Raw genomic sequence first — 15,570 nt, 5'->3', positions numbered from 1 at the left:
CATACGAGATCAGCCAGCGTCCCGACTGCGCGCCGTCGACATCGTCGTCGCGATCGGCGGCCGAACCGGAGCGTGCGGAATCAGTTCGGGTGGTCATGTCGCAGTTCCGGGTTCGTCATGCGAGGGACTCCGCCGCGCGGCCGCGCACGTCGCCGGTCAGCCGCGTTTCGATCGTATGCGGCGACTCCTTGCGCGAGATCGCCAGCAAGCCGTCGAGATACAGCTTGCGGAAACGGAGCTCGCTGTCGATCTGCGCGCGCAGCTTTCCGTACAGCGGCAGAAACACGAGGTTCGCGAACGCGAGGCCATAGAGCGTCGCGATGAACGCCACCGCGATGCCCGGGCCGAGTTGCGCCGGTTCAAGCATGTGGCTCGTCACCTGCACGAGCCCGAGCACCGATCCGAGGATGCCGAACGTCGGCGCGTAGCCGCCGGCCTGCTGCCAGACGCGCGCAGCGGCCAGCCGGCTGCGCTCGTACGCGTCGAGGTCGCGCTGCAGCGCATCTTCCAGCACCGCGGTCGACACCCCGTTCGCGAGCAGCTCCAGCCCGCGTCGCGCGAAAGGATGAATGCCGCTCACGTCCATCGATTCGAAGGCGAGCAGGCCATCGAGCTTCGCGCGATCGCCCCACTCCAGCAGGTCGGCCAGATGCTTGCGATCGACTTCCTGTGCGCGCACGAACGCGAGCCGCAGTTGCTTCACCGCATCGAAGAAGCGCGCCCACGTGTTCTGGATCATCACCGCGCCGAGCGTGCCGCCGAGCACGATGACGAACGCCTCGAACTGGAACAGCATCGGGAAGTGCCCGCCTTCGAGCGCAAAACCGAATACGATGGCCGCGCCGCCGAGTAGCGCGCCGACCAGAGTCAACAGGTCCATATGTGTCTCCGTTCCGTCACCCGTCACGCACCGGACGCGGCCGGCGGCGCGGCTGCCGCGCCCGCCGCAGGCGCCCTGGCCGCACGCACGGCATCGAGCACGCGCCGCTCGATCTCCTCGATCTCGATCGGGTCGAGCTTCAGCTCGCGGCGCATCACCCACGCCACCTCGTTGCGCCGCGCTTCCGTCATCACGGAGAACAGCTTGTCGGCCACCGCGCGATCGTCGAGGCTGGCGATCAGTTTCGCGAGATCGTACGTATCGAATGCGCTGATCACGTCGAACAGCGTGCGCTGATCGACCCACACGATGTCCTCGAGGCCGCGCATGTCGCCGCCGGCCCGCGCGTTGCGCCGCGAGAAATACGCGACGCCCCTTTGCTCGACATAGCCGAGCACCTTCGATTTGCGGAACGCGAACACTTCTTCGGCGATCTCGGCATGCGACAGCTTGTTGAGCAGGAGTTTCCGGTCGACGCCGATCAGCGCCTCGAGATCGGCCAGCTCGATGAGTTCGAGCTCGCTGTTGATCGACACGTCGAGGTCGCGATCGGCGACCTGCTGCGCACGGTCGATCACGCGCGCCGCGTCGAACGTGACGATCTGGCGCGCATCCGACGACGCCGCATGGTCGGCCGCGTTGCCCGCATGATTCGTCTGCGCGGCTTCGATCGTGACGAGATTGAGCTTCTCCATGCGGCGCAGCATCGCGAGCACGTGCGGCCGCGAATGGCCGGCGATCGCACGGCACCGGCGGATCACGTCGGCCAGCGGCACCGACGTCTCGGCAGCATGCGCGTGCAGCGGCCGGCGCGTCCACGCGTCGCCGGACTCGCGCGTTTCGGCGCCCGCCATCAGCGACAGCACATGCGCATACGACAGCACGCCGGGCATGAAGTCGGCATGTGTATAGGTCGCGAGTTGATCGTCCTTGCGCTTCACGCGCCGGATCATCGTGCGCACGATATGGCGCAGCAGCGCGGACACCTGCTCGATTTCCTTGTCGAGCATCGCAGCCGGCACGACCGTGAGCTGACAGAACGACAGCGCCTTCGCGGTGTGTGCGCGCGGCTCGGACGCGAGCAGCGCCGATTCGCCGAAGAATTCGCCGCGGCCGAGCGTCGCGACCACGACGCGCTTGTCGTCGCATCGCGTGGATAGCTCGACCCTGCCGTCGGCGATCAGGAAGATGACGGGCTCACCGGCGAAGCCCTCCGAATAGATGATCTCGCCGGGCGCGGCGGTACGTGTCCAAGATTGCTGATGATTCAAGTTGATTCCCCTGCTGCGCTGGTTATTGCGGACCGCGCGTCGCACGTCGGATGCATGCGATCGACAGTCGTCCCCGTGACCGTTTAACGTCATCGGCACCCGCATCCTTTAGGGAAATCCTGCTCGTTATTATCGAAAATAAAGATGAAAGGTTCGCCGACGCGTCGGATCGCCGAACGGCTATCGCGCACGGGTGCGTGCGGATCGTGACCGGGGCGGCGTCAGGCGCGATGGAAGCGGTCGCCATGCGCATGCGTGGCGGCATGTCGCCGGCATGGCCCGGCCGCCCTGCGGGCCGGCCAACCGGGGCCGCCCGGATTCGTTTCGCGATGCTCCGTTTATCTTGCGACGGCCTCCGAACACCACGCCCAACCCGGACAATCCGCCCCCATTACCAGCATATCGTCGGATAATTATCTTTTATTTTCGCCTAAAATCCCGCTTCCCTTTGTTTTGGAGTGGAAGAACGTTTTGATTAAACTGACGAAATCTATCTCGCGCACGGCCATTGCCGCCTGTGTCGCCTATGCCGGCCTGATGCCGGTATCCCGGTTCGCCGAGGCCCAGGTCGAACCGCTGAAGAACCCGGTCTACGGCGTCACGCTCGACGACCTGACGAAACTCGATGCGATCATCGCGTCGCTGCAGAACCTGCCGTACCGGCCGACCGTGCGTGTCGTGTTCGATCCGGGCACGTCGGCCGCCGACTACTACGCCCCGCTGCTGCGCCTGCACGCCGTCGCGTACGTGATGGGCGAAGTCTACGATTCCTACTATTTCCCGACGAATCTCGCGACGTACCAGGCACGCACGCAGGAACTGGTGTCGCAGCTGAAGAACACGGTCGACGTGTGGGAGATCGCCAACGAAATCAACGGCGAATGGCTGCGCAACGATCCGGACGGCAGCAACGCCACGGTCAATTCGGAAGAGCAGCAAATCGGCCAGATGGTCGCCGCGGCCAACACGATCGTGAAATCGAACGGCGGCAAGACCGCGATCACGCTGTACTACAACGACGACAGCAAGGGCAACAACTGCTGGGAGAAGCCACAGGACTACTGGAAGACCTGGCCGACGACCTTCCTGCCGTCGACGGTTCGCCAGCAGGCCGACTACGCGTTGTTCAGCTACTACCCGTATCAGGATTGTCCGGGGCTGAGTCCGTCGTGGAACAACGATTTCTCGGCGCTGGAAAGCATCTTCCCGAACGCGAAGGTCGGCTTCGGCGAGATCGGCACGTCCGAAACCTCGGCGCCCGCATCGGTGCAGCAGAACCTGATCAAAACCTATTACCCGATGGTCGACAGCATGACCGATCCGCGCTTCATCGGCGGATTCTTCTGGTGGAACTACGTCGAGCAGATGCTCCCGTATTCCACGAGTTCGTACTTCCAGCTGTTGCGTCAGACGATCATCACGCTCAAGTCGCCGAACTGATCGGCCCATCCGTAGGCAGCCCCACCGTCAGCGCAGTCGCTCAGAACCACAATGTCGCGCGCACCACGAGACCACGTGCGCGGACCGCTGACGTCAATGGAAACCGGTATTGCACCGTCACATCGAGGTAGCTTGCCGGCGCGCTGTACCTGCCTTCGCGAAACCAGTACCTGAGCTGAATGCCGGGCCCCGCGCCGATTGCCGTTTCGTCAGGCTGACGATTGTCGTGATCGCCCGCCACGGCGACGTGCGGATAGACGGTCAGCCGGTCGCTGATCATCGGCAAACGCCACGTGTGCCCGTAACGCAGCTCCGAATAAATGATGTAGCGGCCTGCCTTGATGAAATACGCGCCCTCGACATACGCCTGCCAGCTGCGCCAGCTCGGTTCGGTCACCCTCAGGTCGGTGCCGCCTTCCGACGAATAGCCCAACCGCATCAGCCAGTCCGTCGTCGACAAGCTGCCGATGTGGAACAGCCGCTCGGCGGTCAACACCACGTTCTGGTCGGCCAGCGGCTTGTAACGCGCCCCAACCGATCCCTGCACGGTCGGCATGCCCGTCACGTTACCCGTGCCGTCGTAGGCCGTGCCGTATCCGCGCACGAAGAACTGGAGGATGCGACCGTTCTGATAGCCGATCTTCGGCGGCTGCCAGTACGCCTCGATACCGGGCTGGAGGACACTGATGGTGCCTTGCGGGCCGAACGCGGCCGACTGGTACGGCGCGCTCAGCACGAAACCCCAGGTGCGCTCCAGTTGCTCGACTTCCCGCCGATAGCCGAACTTGCGCTGCGCGTCGAATGCATGTTCGTTTTCATCTGCGTCGAGACTGTGCTCGAAAAACTGGACGGACTGCTCGTTCAAGCCGATCCGCTTGGCCGCATAGCCGGCGTCCGCGTAGTTCATCGCGTTGCCGGCGCCGCCGGCGAAGCCCTCCTGAAATGCATCGAGCGCCTCGCGATCCTTGTGTTCGCGAAGCAGGTCGTAGGCCTGCTGCAACTTCCGCGTCGCGGTGTCGTCCACCGGCACCGGCGCCGGCTGATCGGCTTGCCGCGCCTGCGCGACGATCGACGCGGCCATGTTCCGCTCACCATCGGTCGTTGCGTCACCCGCCGCCAGCTCGGCCACGCGGACGGCGCTTTCGTTGTCGCCCGCCTGCAAGCTCATCTGCGCGATGCGCACCTGGATCGCGGCCGATTTTTCGTCGGCCAGCGGCGCCAGCGCCACGCCGGCCTCGTGCGGGCGCTTCGCCGCGAGCGCACTGTCCGCCCACGCGAGGCGCAGGTTGCGCTGCTGCTCGTCGCTCCACTTCCCGGTCGCGACGGCCGCCGAGAAATCGCCGCACGCGACGTCGTAGCGCATCTGCCGCTGCGCCATGTAACCATGTTGCGCGAGTACCGACGCGCTTTTCGGGAACCGGGTGTTCAACGATTCGACCAGCGCGTCCGCTTCGTCGACCTTGCCTTCCCGGCGGTACACGTCGACGAGCAGCAGCCCGAGTTGTTCGCTTCCGGGCTGGATCCTGAGCGCGCGCGACGCATAGTCTTCCGCGCGCGGCAGGTCGCCGGCATTGATGGCCTTGTATGCGCCGTCGGCGAGCCGATAGGCTTTGGGCGTCAGTGGGCGGGCGGCGGAAGCCGGCGCCTGCCACGCGAGCGACATGGCGATCGCCAATGCGCTCGACCGCGCGCAGCGCTTGAGGCTCGCCGCGATCGGACGTGTCGCGCGCTTCATGCTTGTTCTCCCAACGGCTTCTGCGGCGTCGCGGCGTCGCCGTCGCGCGCCCGCGCTAGTTCGACAAAGCGCGAATGCCGGGCCAGTTCGGCTGCAATCTCCGCATCGCAAGCGATGAAATAGGCAACGCTCGATCTGGCGCCGCGTCGCACGACATCCTGTTCGTCCGACGTGAGCGGACGCCCGACTGCAACGTTCAAGGTTCCGTCGTCCGCGGTCGAAAACGGGACGGCGTGGTACGCGTACTGCACCTCGAATGCGAGCGAATCCGCGAAATGGCCCACCGCGACGTTGCCCAGGCTCACGCGGGGCAGCTCGGCCTGCTCGGCGATCGCATCGGCCAGCGATTCGGTCGACAGTGCGTAGTCTTCGAGCAATAGCTCGCCCAGCCGCCTGCCGCACGTAAGTTGCTTGTCGAGGCTCGCCTGCAACTGCTCCGGCGTGACCACGCCCCAGCCGACCAGGATCTCCCCGATCTTCAGGCGCGCCTTCCCGAGCGCTTCGTTCGACAGGTAGATATGGCTGGTCTTGTCCCACGCGATAGGCTTGCCGCTCGCAAGATGGTTGAGATAAATGCGCCACGCGCGGCAAACCGCGCAGAAGTTGATCAGGTTGTTGACGAACATGCGCGGAATCGACAGCAGCCCCTGCAACCGGCCGTTCAACCTACTGACGAAGTAATAGCGCTGCCCGGCGCGGGCAAGCAGCATGATCGTGTTCACCCACAGCAGCGGCGCGAGCCACGCGGCGGCCGTGACAAGAGGCCCGCCGACAGGGACGACCTGGCCGGCTCTTTGCAATACGGCAACCAGCAGGAAGTTGAGCAGCACGCCATACGCAACCACCGAAAACAGCGATGTCACGACGCCCTTGCGATCGTGAAAGAACATGTAACGGGTGAGGAGGTCGCCCTTCCAGCCCAGTTGCTCCCAACCCTGAAAGGCGATGCCGAGGATCCAGCGCGCGCGCTGCCGATAGGCGGTCCGGAAAGTCTTCGGAAAATACTCGCGCGTGGCCAGCAGGTTTTGATTGACGCCGCCGCCCGGTGCGGGCCGTGCGGCGGTATCGCGTGTGCGATCCGAAAGCGGAAAACGTGCAAACGTCTCCTTCATGCCGAGGTCTCTCAACCTGAAGCTGAAGTCGTAGTCCTCGGTCAGCGACGCGGTGTTGAACGCGCAGCCGCCGCGCGCCTTCATCGCTGCTTCGATCGAACGCCGGCTATAGCACGACGCGACGCCCGCGCCCGGGACGACGCCGGTCAGACGCGCGCGCACCGGCACATCCTTCTGGTGCGTTTCGCTGAAATCGTCGAGATAGCAGCCGGCGACGAACTCGTTCCATTTTCGCGGCAACGACAGGACGGGAAGCTGGACCAGATCGCTGTCCGCCACCGCATGATTGAGGTACTTGAGTTCGACCGGATGAATGACGTCTTCGCAGTCGTGCATGACGACGCCTGCGAACTGAATATGGTGGACCTCTTCGTAGCGCAGGATCGTTTCGATGATCCAGTTCAGGCAATCGGCCTTGCAGGTCGGCCCGTCGTTCATGACGGTCGCGCGCGTCACCCGCCCCGGATACCGGCGCACCATCCGTTCGACTTCCGCGGTGGTTTCGGCGTCGTTGTGATAGGTCCCGACGAAGATGACATAGCGCTCGTACTCGATGGTCGCCAACGTGTTTTCGATCATTTTGGCGATCACGTCATACTCTTTCCATGCCGGCACCATGAGCGCCAGATGGCGCTCTTCCAACGCACGCAGCGTGCCGACATCGATGCTCTGCGATTGCTCGCGACGCAGAAGGCGCCCGATCTCGAAGGACCAGTAGCAGGCGTCCAGCACGAGATCATCCAGCGTACTGACCAGGATGACGACGGCCGTCACGATGGCGACGGCGGTCAGCGCATTTATATACGTACTCCATATTATATGATTCATCATTGTTCCGATATTTGCGCTTGTCGGTATTGCTTCCCCCTCTCACCGACTCGGACGAAACGCGCTCCGTCCTCGTCGTCCCCGTCATACCCACCCGGCGACTTGCGCCACGAAAGCCTCCCCCGTTCGAACACGCTCCCGGCCCCTGGTCTTTCACGATTCACGCGAGCAACGTCGCCAAGAATGCAACGTATTCGACGCATGACATTCAACGCTGCGCGCTGCACTGCTCGTAAAGCAAGTCGTGCGCCATCGCCCGCGCCGCCCTTGATATTCAGGGTACCGATGTATGCGAAACGGGATTGGCTCGACGAATCCGGATCAAACGTTTCAGTGCTGAAACGCGCACCGGCCGGCCGTGAAAAATGGCGTTTTCATGGCGTCTGCCGCGCAATCGGCACGCGATGGCGACGGTCGCCGGTCGAAAAAAGCGTGTCGAAGCCGGCAATCCGGCGCGTCGGTCGCCATGGTTTGCGCCAGCACCCCGAATGAATTGCCGATTGGCCATTTATCGAGCGTGACGCGCAACTGGTTTTCCCTGAATCGTCCGAACACACTTCAACGGTTTGGCCGACTGAACGCGCAAAACCAGCGGCGTTGCATGCATGAAACGTTTATCGAAGCAATTTCGAACGGCCGTGACGCGCCAGTTCAGGTGCCGTGGCCCAGCATCCATTTGCGACGGATGGTACGTTTTTAGCTTGAGAAAACCACCATCCGGTTCAGGATTTTTATCCGGTATCAGGCGAAAAACACGACGCGGCATCCCGATTCCGAATCGGCATCCGGCCGTGCTCGTTTTCGTTCTCACGATGAATTTAATTTGCATATCAAAGGATGAAAATCATGCCTTCGCGCCGCAATCAATCTTTTCGAAACGGGTTGAGTGCCGTCGGGCTACTCGTCGCACTGGTTCCCGCGCTCGTCGTTATCGGCGCGACCCAGGAGGCGAGTGCGCAACAGACGAGCAAGTCGTCCCCCGGCAAGATCAAGCCGCCGCCGCTGCCGATCGGTTCGGCACAGGTCAACGTGAAGGCCGGCATGTCCGACGAGGATTGGGAAAAGGCATACAAGGAGACGGGGCGTCCCAAGTTCGACAGGAAGCTCGTCAAGAAAAGCAACGGCAACGTTGAACGCGACTAGGGAGAAACGGCCATGAAAAAGATCTTGATCGTCATTGCCCTGCTTGCCGGACTCGCGCAAATGACGTTGCCGGGCACGGCGCACGCGCAGGCCACCACCGCCCATACGCTCGTGCTGTACGACAACCCGCCCAACGACCCCTACTCGAAGCTCGGCCTGATGTACAGCATCATGCTGAGAAACCTGCTCGGCCACTTCAATACGACGGTCGACATGGTGCCGATACAGAACTACACGGCCGGCATGATCGGCAGCCACGATGCCACGTTCTACATCGGCGACTACTACAACAACCCGATTCCGGCGGCATTCATGAGCGACGTGATGACCGCCACGAAGACCGTCGTCTGGTTCAAGTACAACCTGTGGCAGCTCGCCTGGAACACGGCTTACACGTTCAACCAGACCTACGGGTTCAGCTTCCTGGGCCTTGCCGGGATGAACGCGACGCCGTCGTCGAGCAATCCTACCCCGGGCTTCTACGACACGGTCACGTACAAGAACCTGTCGATGGTCAAGTACTACGCGTATAACTCGTCGACCGGTGTCATCAGCGCGGACCCGGATGTCGGCCTGACCCAGGTGCTCGACACCACGAAGGCGCAGGCGCTCGTCACCATCAAGAACAGCCAGAGCGGCGCCACCACGCCGTACATCGTTCGCTCGGGCAAGCTCTGGTACTTCGCGGACGTGCCATTCTCGTACATCGGACCGACGGATCGCTACCTGGTGATCTGCGACATCCTGCACGACATCCTGCAGACCAACGCACCGGTGAATCATCGTGCGCTCGTCCGTCTGGAGGACCTCGACGCGTATACGACGACGAGTTCGATGACGACGCTGACGAATTACCTGTATTCGAAGAAGATTCCGTTCACGATGGCCACCATTCCCGTGTACACGGATCCGAACGGCTATTACAACGGCGGCGTCCCGGAAACGATCCATCTTGCGCAGGCAACGGGCCTCAAGAGCGCGCTGAACTATGCGATCGCGCACGGCGGCTCGATCGTGGTGCACGGCTATACGCACCAGTACGATTCGACGCCGAACCTTCAGAACGCGGTCAGCGGTAGCGATTACGAGTTCTGGTACGCCGTGCAGAACCGGCCGGTCGATGAGGACTCGATTCCGTGGGCGGAAGGCAGAATGGCCGACGGCATCGCCGAGTTCACGAACAACGGCTACAAGATCGTCGGCTGGGCCGCGCCGCAGTATCAGATGTCGCCGAATGCAGCGGCGGCCACCGCCGTCACGTTCCCGACGACGTTCCAGCGAGCCGTTTACTACACGTCGACCAATCCGCAACTCGGAACGGGAGCGGCCAACCAGGACTTTTCGGCCGGGCAGTTCTTCCCGTACATCATCAATTCCGATTACTACGGAGAGCGGATCATTCCGGAGAACCTGGGCAGCATCCAGTACAACATCTGCAATATCGATCCGTTCTCGTGCATCTCGTACACATGGCAGCAGCTTCTCACCAATGCGCAGTATGGCCTGGCGGTGCGGGACGGCTTCGCGTCCTTCTTCTTCCACCCGTACTGGCTCGAGCCCGATCTCAAATTGCCGGCCTACCAGGACTTCCAGAGTCTGATCACCGGCATTACGAAACTCGGCTATACGTGGGCGGACGGCACGACGGCCAAGTGACACACGTCGGCGAAAGCCTCGTGCGACCCGCTGCGGTGATGCGGGTCGCACATTTGCATGGGGTTGGCTACGATGACGCACGGGCATGCTTCCGGGGAGGCAGCGATGGTCACGTACGCCATCCAGGCCTTGCGCGGCATTCCGCAGCGTCTGGGCCGGTTCCGGCACGCAAGCCGGGCGCGCCGGCGCTCGCCCGCGCCACCCGCGCCGCACTCATCGCGGGCGGCGACGCTCGCGACCATCGGCGCGTCGCTCGTCATGGCCGCATGTAGCTGGACGCCGCACGACGTGCAGGCCGACGGCATCGTCTGGCAGGTGGACAACGCGACAACCCGTCCGGTCGGGAACTGGCAAATGCTCGGCGTCCACGATCTGTTGATCCAGTGGAGCGTCGTCGACGATACCGCGTACGTGCCCGGAACCGGTATCCGTTCCGCGCCGCACCTTCCGGACTGGGCGCGCATCGGCCGCGAACCGTGGGCCGCAAACGTCATTCTGGGCCTGGCCGGCTACCAGGACGAAAAGCGTGCGCGTACCCATCTGTCGACGCTGGCGGAGCAGTCCGCGCAGGTGGCCCGCGTGCGCGTCCCGCTGCATGTCACCGGTTACTACTTCCCGGTCGAAATCGATCCGACGTGGCAGGACGCGCCCAGGCTCGCCGAGATCCTGCAGCGACTGCCGCGGCCGCTATGGGTGAGCGTGTACGACCAGACCAATATCGGCGGAAAGGCGCTGGCCGACTGGCTCGCATCCTGGCTTCCCGCGGACGTCGGCGTGTTCTTCCAGGACGGCTGCGGCGTCTATGCGCGCGAACCCTACGTCGCGCGCACTTACGTCGACGAACTGGCCTCGCGCCTGGGGAAACGACGTGTGCGGATGATCGCGGAGGCCTTCCGGCCCGCCGAGCACGGCGGATTCCGTCCAGCCACCGCCGAGGAACTGGGCAAGCAGCTGGCGACTTACCGGGGCTACCCGGTCTATCTGTTCGATGGTCCGCACTACGTGTCGGACGATCTCACCCGCGCGCTCGTCACCGGAACGCCCGGGTCGCCGGCATCAGGGCCCGCCGCAACGACGCCCTGACGATCCTGCCGCGCCGGGCGGCAATGCGGACGGCGTGTCTCGGGCCGATCGACAGCAGATAAAAAAACGCCCCGCTCGAACGGCGGGGCGTGATGCCCGACGGACAGCCGGCGGGCAATGCGCGAGCAGGACTCGCGCGGCCGGCTTACGAACAGGCCTTGCCGTGCGACGGATGGAAGCCCTTCGCCTTCGCATCCGCTTCCGACATGTAGCTGCCGTGCTTCGTCTTGCCGTAGTACTTGTCGGTCGGGCAATGATAGACCTTGGTGCTGTCGTTGACCCACACCTTGCCCGCGCCGCCGCCTGCCGCCGCGGTCGTCGCCGGTGCGGTCTTCGCGGTTGCAGCGGCGGACGTCGAAGCCGCCATGGCAGGCGCGGCCGCGGCCGGTGCGCTGGCGGCGGCTGCCGCCGACGCGCCGTACCACGTCTTCACCCCCTTGTGACCCGCGCATGCGCCCTTCTTCGACGCGCCCGAGTAGAACGAGCCGTCCTTGCACAGGCCGGTCGTACCGGCCGGCGCGCTGGCCGGAACCTGTGCGAACGCACCGAGCGACAGCCCCATGCCGGCAGCGAGCACGGCGATCAACATCGTCTTTTTCATTTCCTCTCCTGATTTGCCTGAATGTCGACAGCGTCCCGGGCGCACCCGAGGAAAGTCGCGATTACGCGATTACCGCACCCAGCGACACACGCGGTGGTGGTGGTGATCGAAATGGCACACACGGTGCGAATGCGCTTCGGCAAGCGCCGGAACGAGAACGGCGCAAGCCAGTGCCGTGGCCGTCAGAATCTTCGCGATGCGGTTCATGGAACTCTCCCGGGTAGGTCAGCCGGTCATCCGGCTGGTATCTCCTTAACGCCGGTCGACGGATCCCGGTGTACCGCGCTTGCGCTGAATTGACGATGTTTGACATCGAATGCCTACAGTCTTTCGATGCTTTCAACGACGGGCGGGCGCGTGACGGGGGAGCGGGGAGGCTTCGCGACGAGGGATGTCATCACGCAGCAATCAGGAAAGGCATAAAAAACAGCGTGTGCCGCACGCGAGCGTCAGGCCGACGCCCATGCGGCACACATTACTGCAAGCTTACTTCAGGCGTCCCGACAGGAATTGCCCGAGGCGCTCGCTCTTCGGGCTCACCAGAATCTCCTGAGGATCGCCCTCCTCCTCGATCCTGCCCTGATGCAGGAAGATCACGTGATTCGACACGTTGCGCGCGAAACCCATTTCGTGCGTGACGACGACCATCGTGCGGCCTTCCTCGGCGAGCTTCTGCATCACCTTCAGCACTTCGCCGACCAGTTCGGGATCGAGCGCCGACGTCGGCTCGTCGAACAGCATCACCTCGGGCTCCATCGCGAGCGCCCGCGCGATCGCCACACGCTGCTGCTGGCCGCCCGACAGGTGCGACGGATACATGCTCTCGACGCGCGTCGGCAGGCCGACCTTCTCCAGGTATTTCCGGGCCCGCGCGATGGCTTCATCCTTGCTGACGCCGAGCACGGCCATCGGTGCCTCGATGACGTTCTCGAGCACCGTCATGTGTGCCCACAGGTTGAAGTGCTGGAACACCATCGACAGCTTCGTGCGCATCCGCTGCAGCTGCTTCTGGTCGGCCACGCGCAGCGAACCGTTGCGGTCGCGCGCGGTCTGGATCGGCTCGTCGCCGATCGTGATCTGCCCCGAGCACGGCTGCTCGAGGAAGTTGATGCAGCGCAGGAACGTGCTCTTGCCGGAGCCGCTCGAGCCGATGATGCTGATCACGTCGCCGGCCTTCGCCTTCATCGACACGCCCTTCAACACCTCGTTGTCGCCGAACTTCTTGTGGAGGTTTTCAACGGTGAGCTTGTACATGCTTGGTCCTTCGTTGCGATTAGTGGCTGCGCGGCGAGAGGTACGCGAGCCAGCGCGTCTCGAGCTTGCGGAATGCCCAGATGAGCGTGAACACGACGATGGCGTACAGCACGGCCGCGACGCCGTAGGCCTGGAACGACATGTACGTCGCGGAATTGACGTCGCGCGTGACCTTCAGGATGTCGGGCACGGTCGCGGTGAACGCGAGCGTCGTCGCGTGCAGCATCAGGATCACTTCGTTGCTGTAGCTCGGCAGCGAGCGGCGCAGCGCGGACGGCAGGATGATGCGCGTATAGAGCTTGAAGCGCGACATTCCGTAGGCCATGCCGGCTTCGATCTCGCCGGCCGCCGTCGCCTTGATCGCCCCCGCGAAAATCTCAGTCGCATAGGCGCATTCGTTCAGCACGAACGCGAGCAGCGTACAGTTCATCGCGTTGCGGAAGAACGTGTCGAGCAGCACGTGGTTGTGCACGACCTGCAGGCTGTAGATGCCGGTGTAGCACATCAGCAACTGCACGTAGAGCGGCGTGCCGCGGAACACGTACGTATAGAGCCACACCGGGCCGGAGATCCAGCGGTTCGACGACGCGCGCGCGATCGCGAGCGGCACGGCCAGCGCGAAGCCGAGCACGATCGACACGACCAGCAGCCACAGCGTGATCGCGAGGCCGCTGAAGCGGTAGCCGTCGGTGTACAGATAGTTTTGCCAGTACTGGCTGATGATTTCGATCACAGTGCGAGCCTCCGGACGCCGACGGAATAACGCTTCTCGAGGTGATGCAGCACGACGTTCGACACCGTCGTGATCGCGAGGTAGATCGCGCCGGCCGCGAGCGTGAAGAAGAAGAAATCGAGCGTGCTCTTGCCGGCGTCCTGCGACGCCTTCACCACGTCGGCAAGGCCGATGATCGACACCAGCGCGGTGGCCTTCACGAGCACCTGCCAGTTGTTGCCGATGCCCGGCAGCGCGAAGCGCATCATCTGCGGGAACAGGATCCGGTGGAACACGCGCCAGCCGCTCATCCCGTACGCGAAGCCCGCTTCGAGCTGACCGCGCGGCACCGCGAGGAACGCGCCGCGGAACGTCTCGGTGAAGTACGCGCCGTAGATGAAGCCGAGCGTGATCACGCCTGCGACGAACGGATCGATGTCGATCTGATCCCAGCCCAGCATGTCGGTCACGTTGTTCAGCAGGATCTGGATCCCGTAGAACAGCAGCAGCATCAGCACGAGGTCGGGCACTGCGCGGATCAGCGTCGTGTAGAACGTGCCGAGCGATTTCAGCACGCGGTTGGTCGACAGTTTCGCGGCAGCGCCGGCGAGGCCCAGTATGAGCGACGCGGCCAGCGACAACACCGCGAGCTTCACGGTCTCGACCGTGCCGGCCCACAGCAGCGGGCCAAATCCTTGGAAGATCATGTAAGGGATCCAGAGCGAGGTGGCTGGATTGTCAATAGCCATTAACTACGCATCAAACGATATCTGCGCACTACCTGATGCCGTCCGCTCATCAAGCCAGACGCATCATGCGAAGCAAGTGGCACCCGGAAACTGGCGCGGCGCGTCGCAGCCGATGCGCGCCGCATCGACGATCAGCCGCCGTAGACGTCGAACGCGAAGTACTTCTTCTCGAGCTTCTTGTACGTGCCGTCCTTCAGCATGCCGGCGATGGCTGCGTCGATCTTCGCCTTCAGGTCGGCGTCATCCTTGCGCAACCCGATGCCGGCGCCGTTGCCGAGCGTCTTCGGATCGTTGATGTCGCCGCCCGCGAACTGGAAGTTCGCGCCGCGCGGCGTCTTCAGGAAGCCGAGATCGGCCTGCACCGCGTCCTGCAGCGCGGCGTCGAGGCGGCCGGACATCAGGTCCTGGTACACGCCGTCCTGGTTCTGGTACGGCACGACCTGCACGCCCTTCGGCGCCCAGTAGGTCTTCGCGTAGGTTTCCTGGATCGTGCCCTGCTCGACGCCGACCGACTTGCCTTTCAGCGATTCGGCCGTCGGCTGGAGATTCGAGCCCTTCTTCTCGACGAGGCGCGTCGGCGTGTTGAACAGCTTGTCGGAGAACGCGATCTGCTCGGCGCGCGCCGGCGTCATCGACATCGACGACAGCACGCCGTCGAACTTCTTCGCCTTCAGCGCCGGGATCATCCCGTCGAAGTCGTTCTCGATCCACACGCATTTCGCTTTCAGGCGCGCGCAGATTTCGTTGCCGAGATCGACGTCGAAGCCGACGACCTTGCCGCTTGCATCCTTCGATTCGAACGGCGGATAGCTGGCGTCGACGCCGAACCGGATCGTCGACCAATCCTTGGCGTGGGCACCGACCGCGAGGCAGGCAAGGGCAATACTGAGCGCGAGTTTCTTCATGGCGTTCCTGTCATAGGCGAACTGGGCACGGGTCCCGCCGGGCGTCGCCGCCGTGAACCCTTCCAACCCGGGAGCCGTCCGTTTGACCGCACCCAAGTTGTACATACAACTTTGCCTTTTCCTGCCCGATGCCAGCAATCCGTGTTTATCTCTAATTGTCGGCGGATTATTGCCGTGGGTCGCGAATATCCTTGAATTTCA

The 15,570-nt window shown here is 63.5% G+C and carries 14 protein-coding genes and 1 pseudogene; 4 read left to right on the top strand and 11 right to left on the bottom strand.

Annotation, left to right across the window (positions count from 1 at the left end; all coding sequences use genetic code 11):
* From DIE13_RS33880 to DIE13_RS29330, 3 genes and pseudogenes are all read right to left on the bottom strand, one after another.
* Window positions 1-97, bottom strand: a pseudogene (locus DIE13_RS33880) (motility protein B); the annotation flags it as partial.
* Between the two features lie 18 nt (window positions 98-115).
* A complete protein-coding gene (locus DIE13_RS29335) occupies window positions 116-880 on the bottom strand; it encodes a flagellar motor protein (RefSeq protein WP_124830532.1) in 765 nt (254 codons plus the stop codon).
* A 23-nt stretch (window positions 881-903) separates the two neighbouring features.
* Window positions 904-2,151: a Crp/Fnr family transcriptional regulator gene (locus tag DIE13_RS29330; RefSeq protein WP_124830531.1), complete on the bottom strand. Its 1,248-nt coding sequence runs from the start codon at window positions 2,149-2,151 to the stop codon at window positions 904-906.
* A 537-nt stretch (window positions 2,152-2,688) separates the two neighbouring features.
* On the opposite strand from DIE13_RS29330, the gene DIE13_RS29325 reads away from it, so the two are divergent.
* The gene (locus DIE13_RS29325) at window positions 2,689-3,591 is read left to right on the top strand and encodes a hypothetical protein (RefSeq protein ID WP_233410096.1); all 903 of its coding nucleotides are present in this window, start codon (window positions 2,689-2,691) and stop codon (window positions 3,589-3,591) included.
* 40 nt (window positions 3,592-3,631) lie between these two features.
* Here the strand turns inward: DIE13_RS29325 and DIE13_RS29320 are convergent, their stop codons facing one another.
* Together DIE13_RS29320 and DIE13_RS29315 are read right to left on the bottom strand one after the other, a co-directional pair.
* On the bottom strand, window positions 3,632-5,326 hold the full coding sequence (locus DIE13_RS29320; RefSeq protein ID WP_124830529.1) for an NfrA family protein: 1,695 nt from the start codon (window positions 5,324-5,326) through the stop codon (window positions 3,632-3,634).
* Window positions 5,323-7,266, bottom strand: a complete 1,944-nt coding sequence (locus DIE13_RS29315) for a glycosyl transferase family protein (protein WP_244107570.1) — start codon at window positions 7,264-7,266, stop codon at window positions 5,323-5,325. The genes DIE13_RS29320 and DIE13_RS29315 overlap by 4 nt, the downstream gene beginning before the upstream one ends.
* Before the next feature lie 882 nt (window positions 7,267-8,148).
* On the opposite strand from DIE13_RS29315, the gene DIE13_RS29310 reads away from it, so the two are divergent.
* The 3 genes from DIE13_RS29310 to DIE13_RS29300 all read left to right on the top strand — a co-directional run bounded on the left by DIE13_RS29310 (window position 8,149) and on the right by DIE13_RS29300 (window position 11,148).
* Window positions 8,149-8,409, top strand: a complete 261-nt coding sequence (locus DIE13_RS29310; protein ID WP_234745341.1) for a hypothetical protein — start codon at window positions 8,149-8,151, stop codon at window positions 8,407-8,409.
* 12 nt (window positions 8,410-8,421) lie between these two features.
* Window positions 8,422-10,065 (top strand): DUF2334 domain-containing protein, encoded by a 1,644-nt coding sequence (locus tag DIE13_RS29305; protein ID WP_124830526.1) that lies wholly within the window; start codon window positions 8,422-8,424, stop codon window positions 10,063-10,065.
* A gap of 105 nt (window positions 10,066-10,170) precedes the next feature.
* Window positions 10,171-11,148, top strand: coding sequence for a hypothetical protein (locus tag DIE13_RS29300; protein WP_124830525.1), 978 nt, complete (start codon window positions 10,171-10,173; stop codon window positions 11,146-11,148).
* Between the two features lie 145 nt (window positions 11,149-11,293).
* Here the strand turns inward: DIE13_RS29300 and DIE13_RS29295 are convergent, their stop codons facing one another.
* From DIE13_RS29295 to DIE13_RS29275, 6 genes are all read right to left on the bottom strand, one after another.
* Window positions 11,294-11,749, bottom strand: a complete 456-nt coding sequence (locus DIE13_RS29295; protein ID WP_124830524.1) for a DUF3761 domain-containing protein — start codon at window positions 11,747-11,749, stop codon at window positions 11,294-11,296.
* Window positions 11,750-11,818: 69 nt separating this feature from the next.
* Window positions 11,819-11,956 (bottom strand): HHHH-motif protein, encoded by a 138-nt coding sequence (locus tag DIE13_RS33050; protein WP_006488624.1) that lies wholly within the window; start codon window positions 11,954-11,956, stop codon window positions 11,819-11,821.
* Between the two features lie 279 nt (window positions 11,957-12,235).
* A complete protein-coding gene (locus DIE13_RS29290) occupies window positions 12,236-13,003 on the bottom strand; it encodes an ABC transporter ATP-binding protein (protein ID WP_124830523.1) in 768 nt (255 codons plus the stop codon).
* Window positions 13,004-13,022: 19 nt separating this feature from the next.
* Window positions 13,023-13,736, bottom strand: coding sequence for an ABC transporter permease (locus tag DIE13_RS29285; RefSeq protein WP_124830522.1), 714 nt, complete (start codon window positions 13,734-13,736; stop codon window positions 13,023-13,025).
* Window positions 13,733-14,422: an ABC transporter permease gene (locus tag DIE13_RS29280; RefSeq protein ID WP_124830521.1), complete on the bottom strand. Its 690-nt coding sequence runs from the start codon at window positions 14,420-14,422 to the stop codon at window positions 13,733-13,735. Before DIE13_RS29280 ends, DIE13_RS29285 begins: the two co-directional genes overlap by 4 nt.
* A 173-nt stretch (window positions 14,423-14,595) precedes the next feature.
* Entirely contained in the window at window positions 14,596-15,369 is a 774-nt protein-coding gene (locus DIE13_RS29275) for an ABC transporter substrate-binding protein (protein ID WP_124830520.1), read from the bottom strand.
* Window positions 15,370-15,570 lie beyond the last annotated feature (201 nt).

The organism is Burkholderia sp. Bp9016 (assembly GCF_003857765.1).
Lineage (GTDB): Bacteria > Pseudomonadota > Gammaproteobacteria > Burkholderiales > Burkholderiaceae > Burkholderia.
This window is presented reverse-complemented; position numbering and strand designations above follow the sequence as displayed.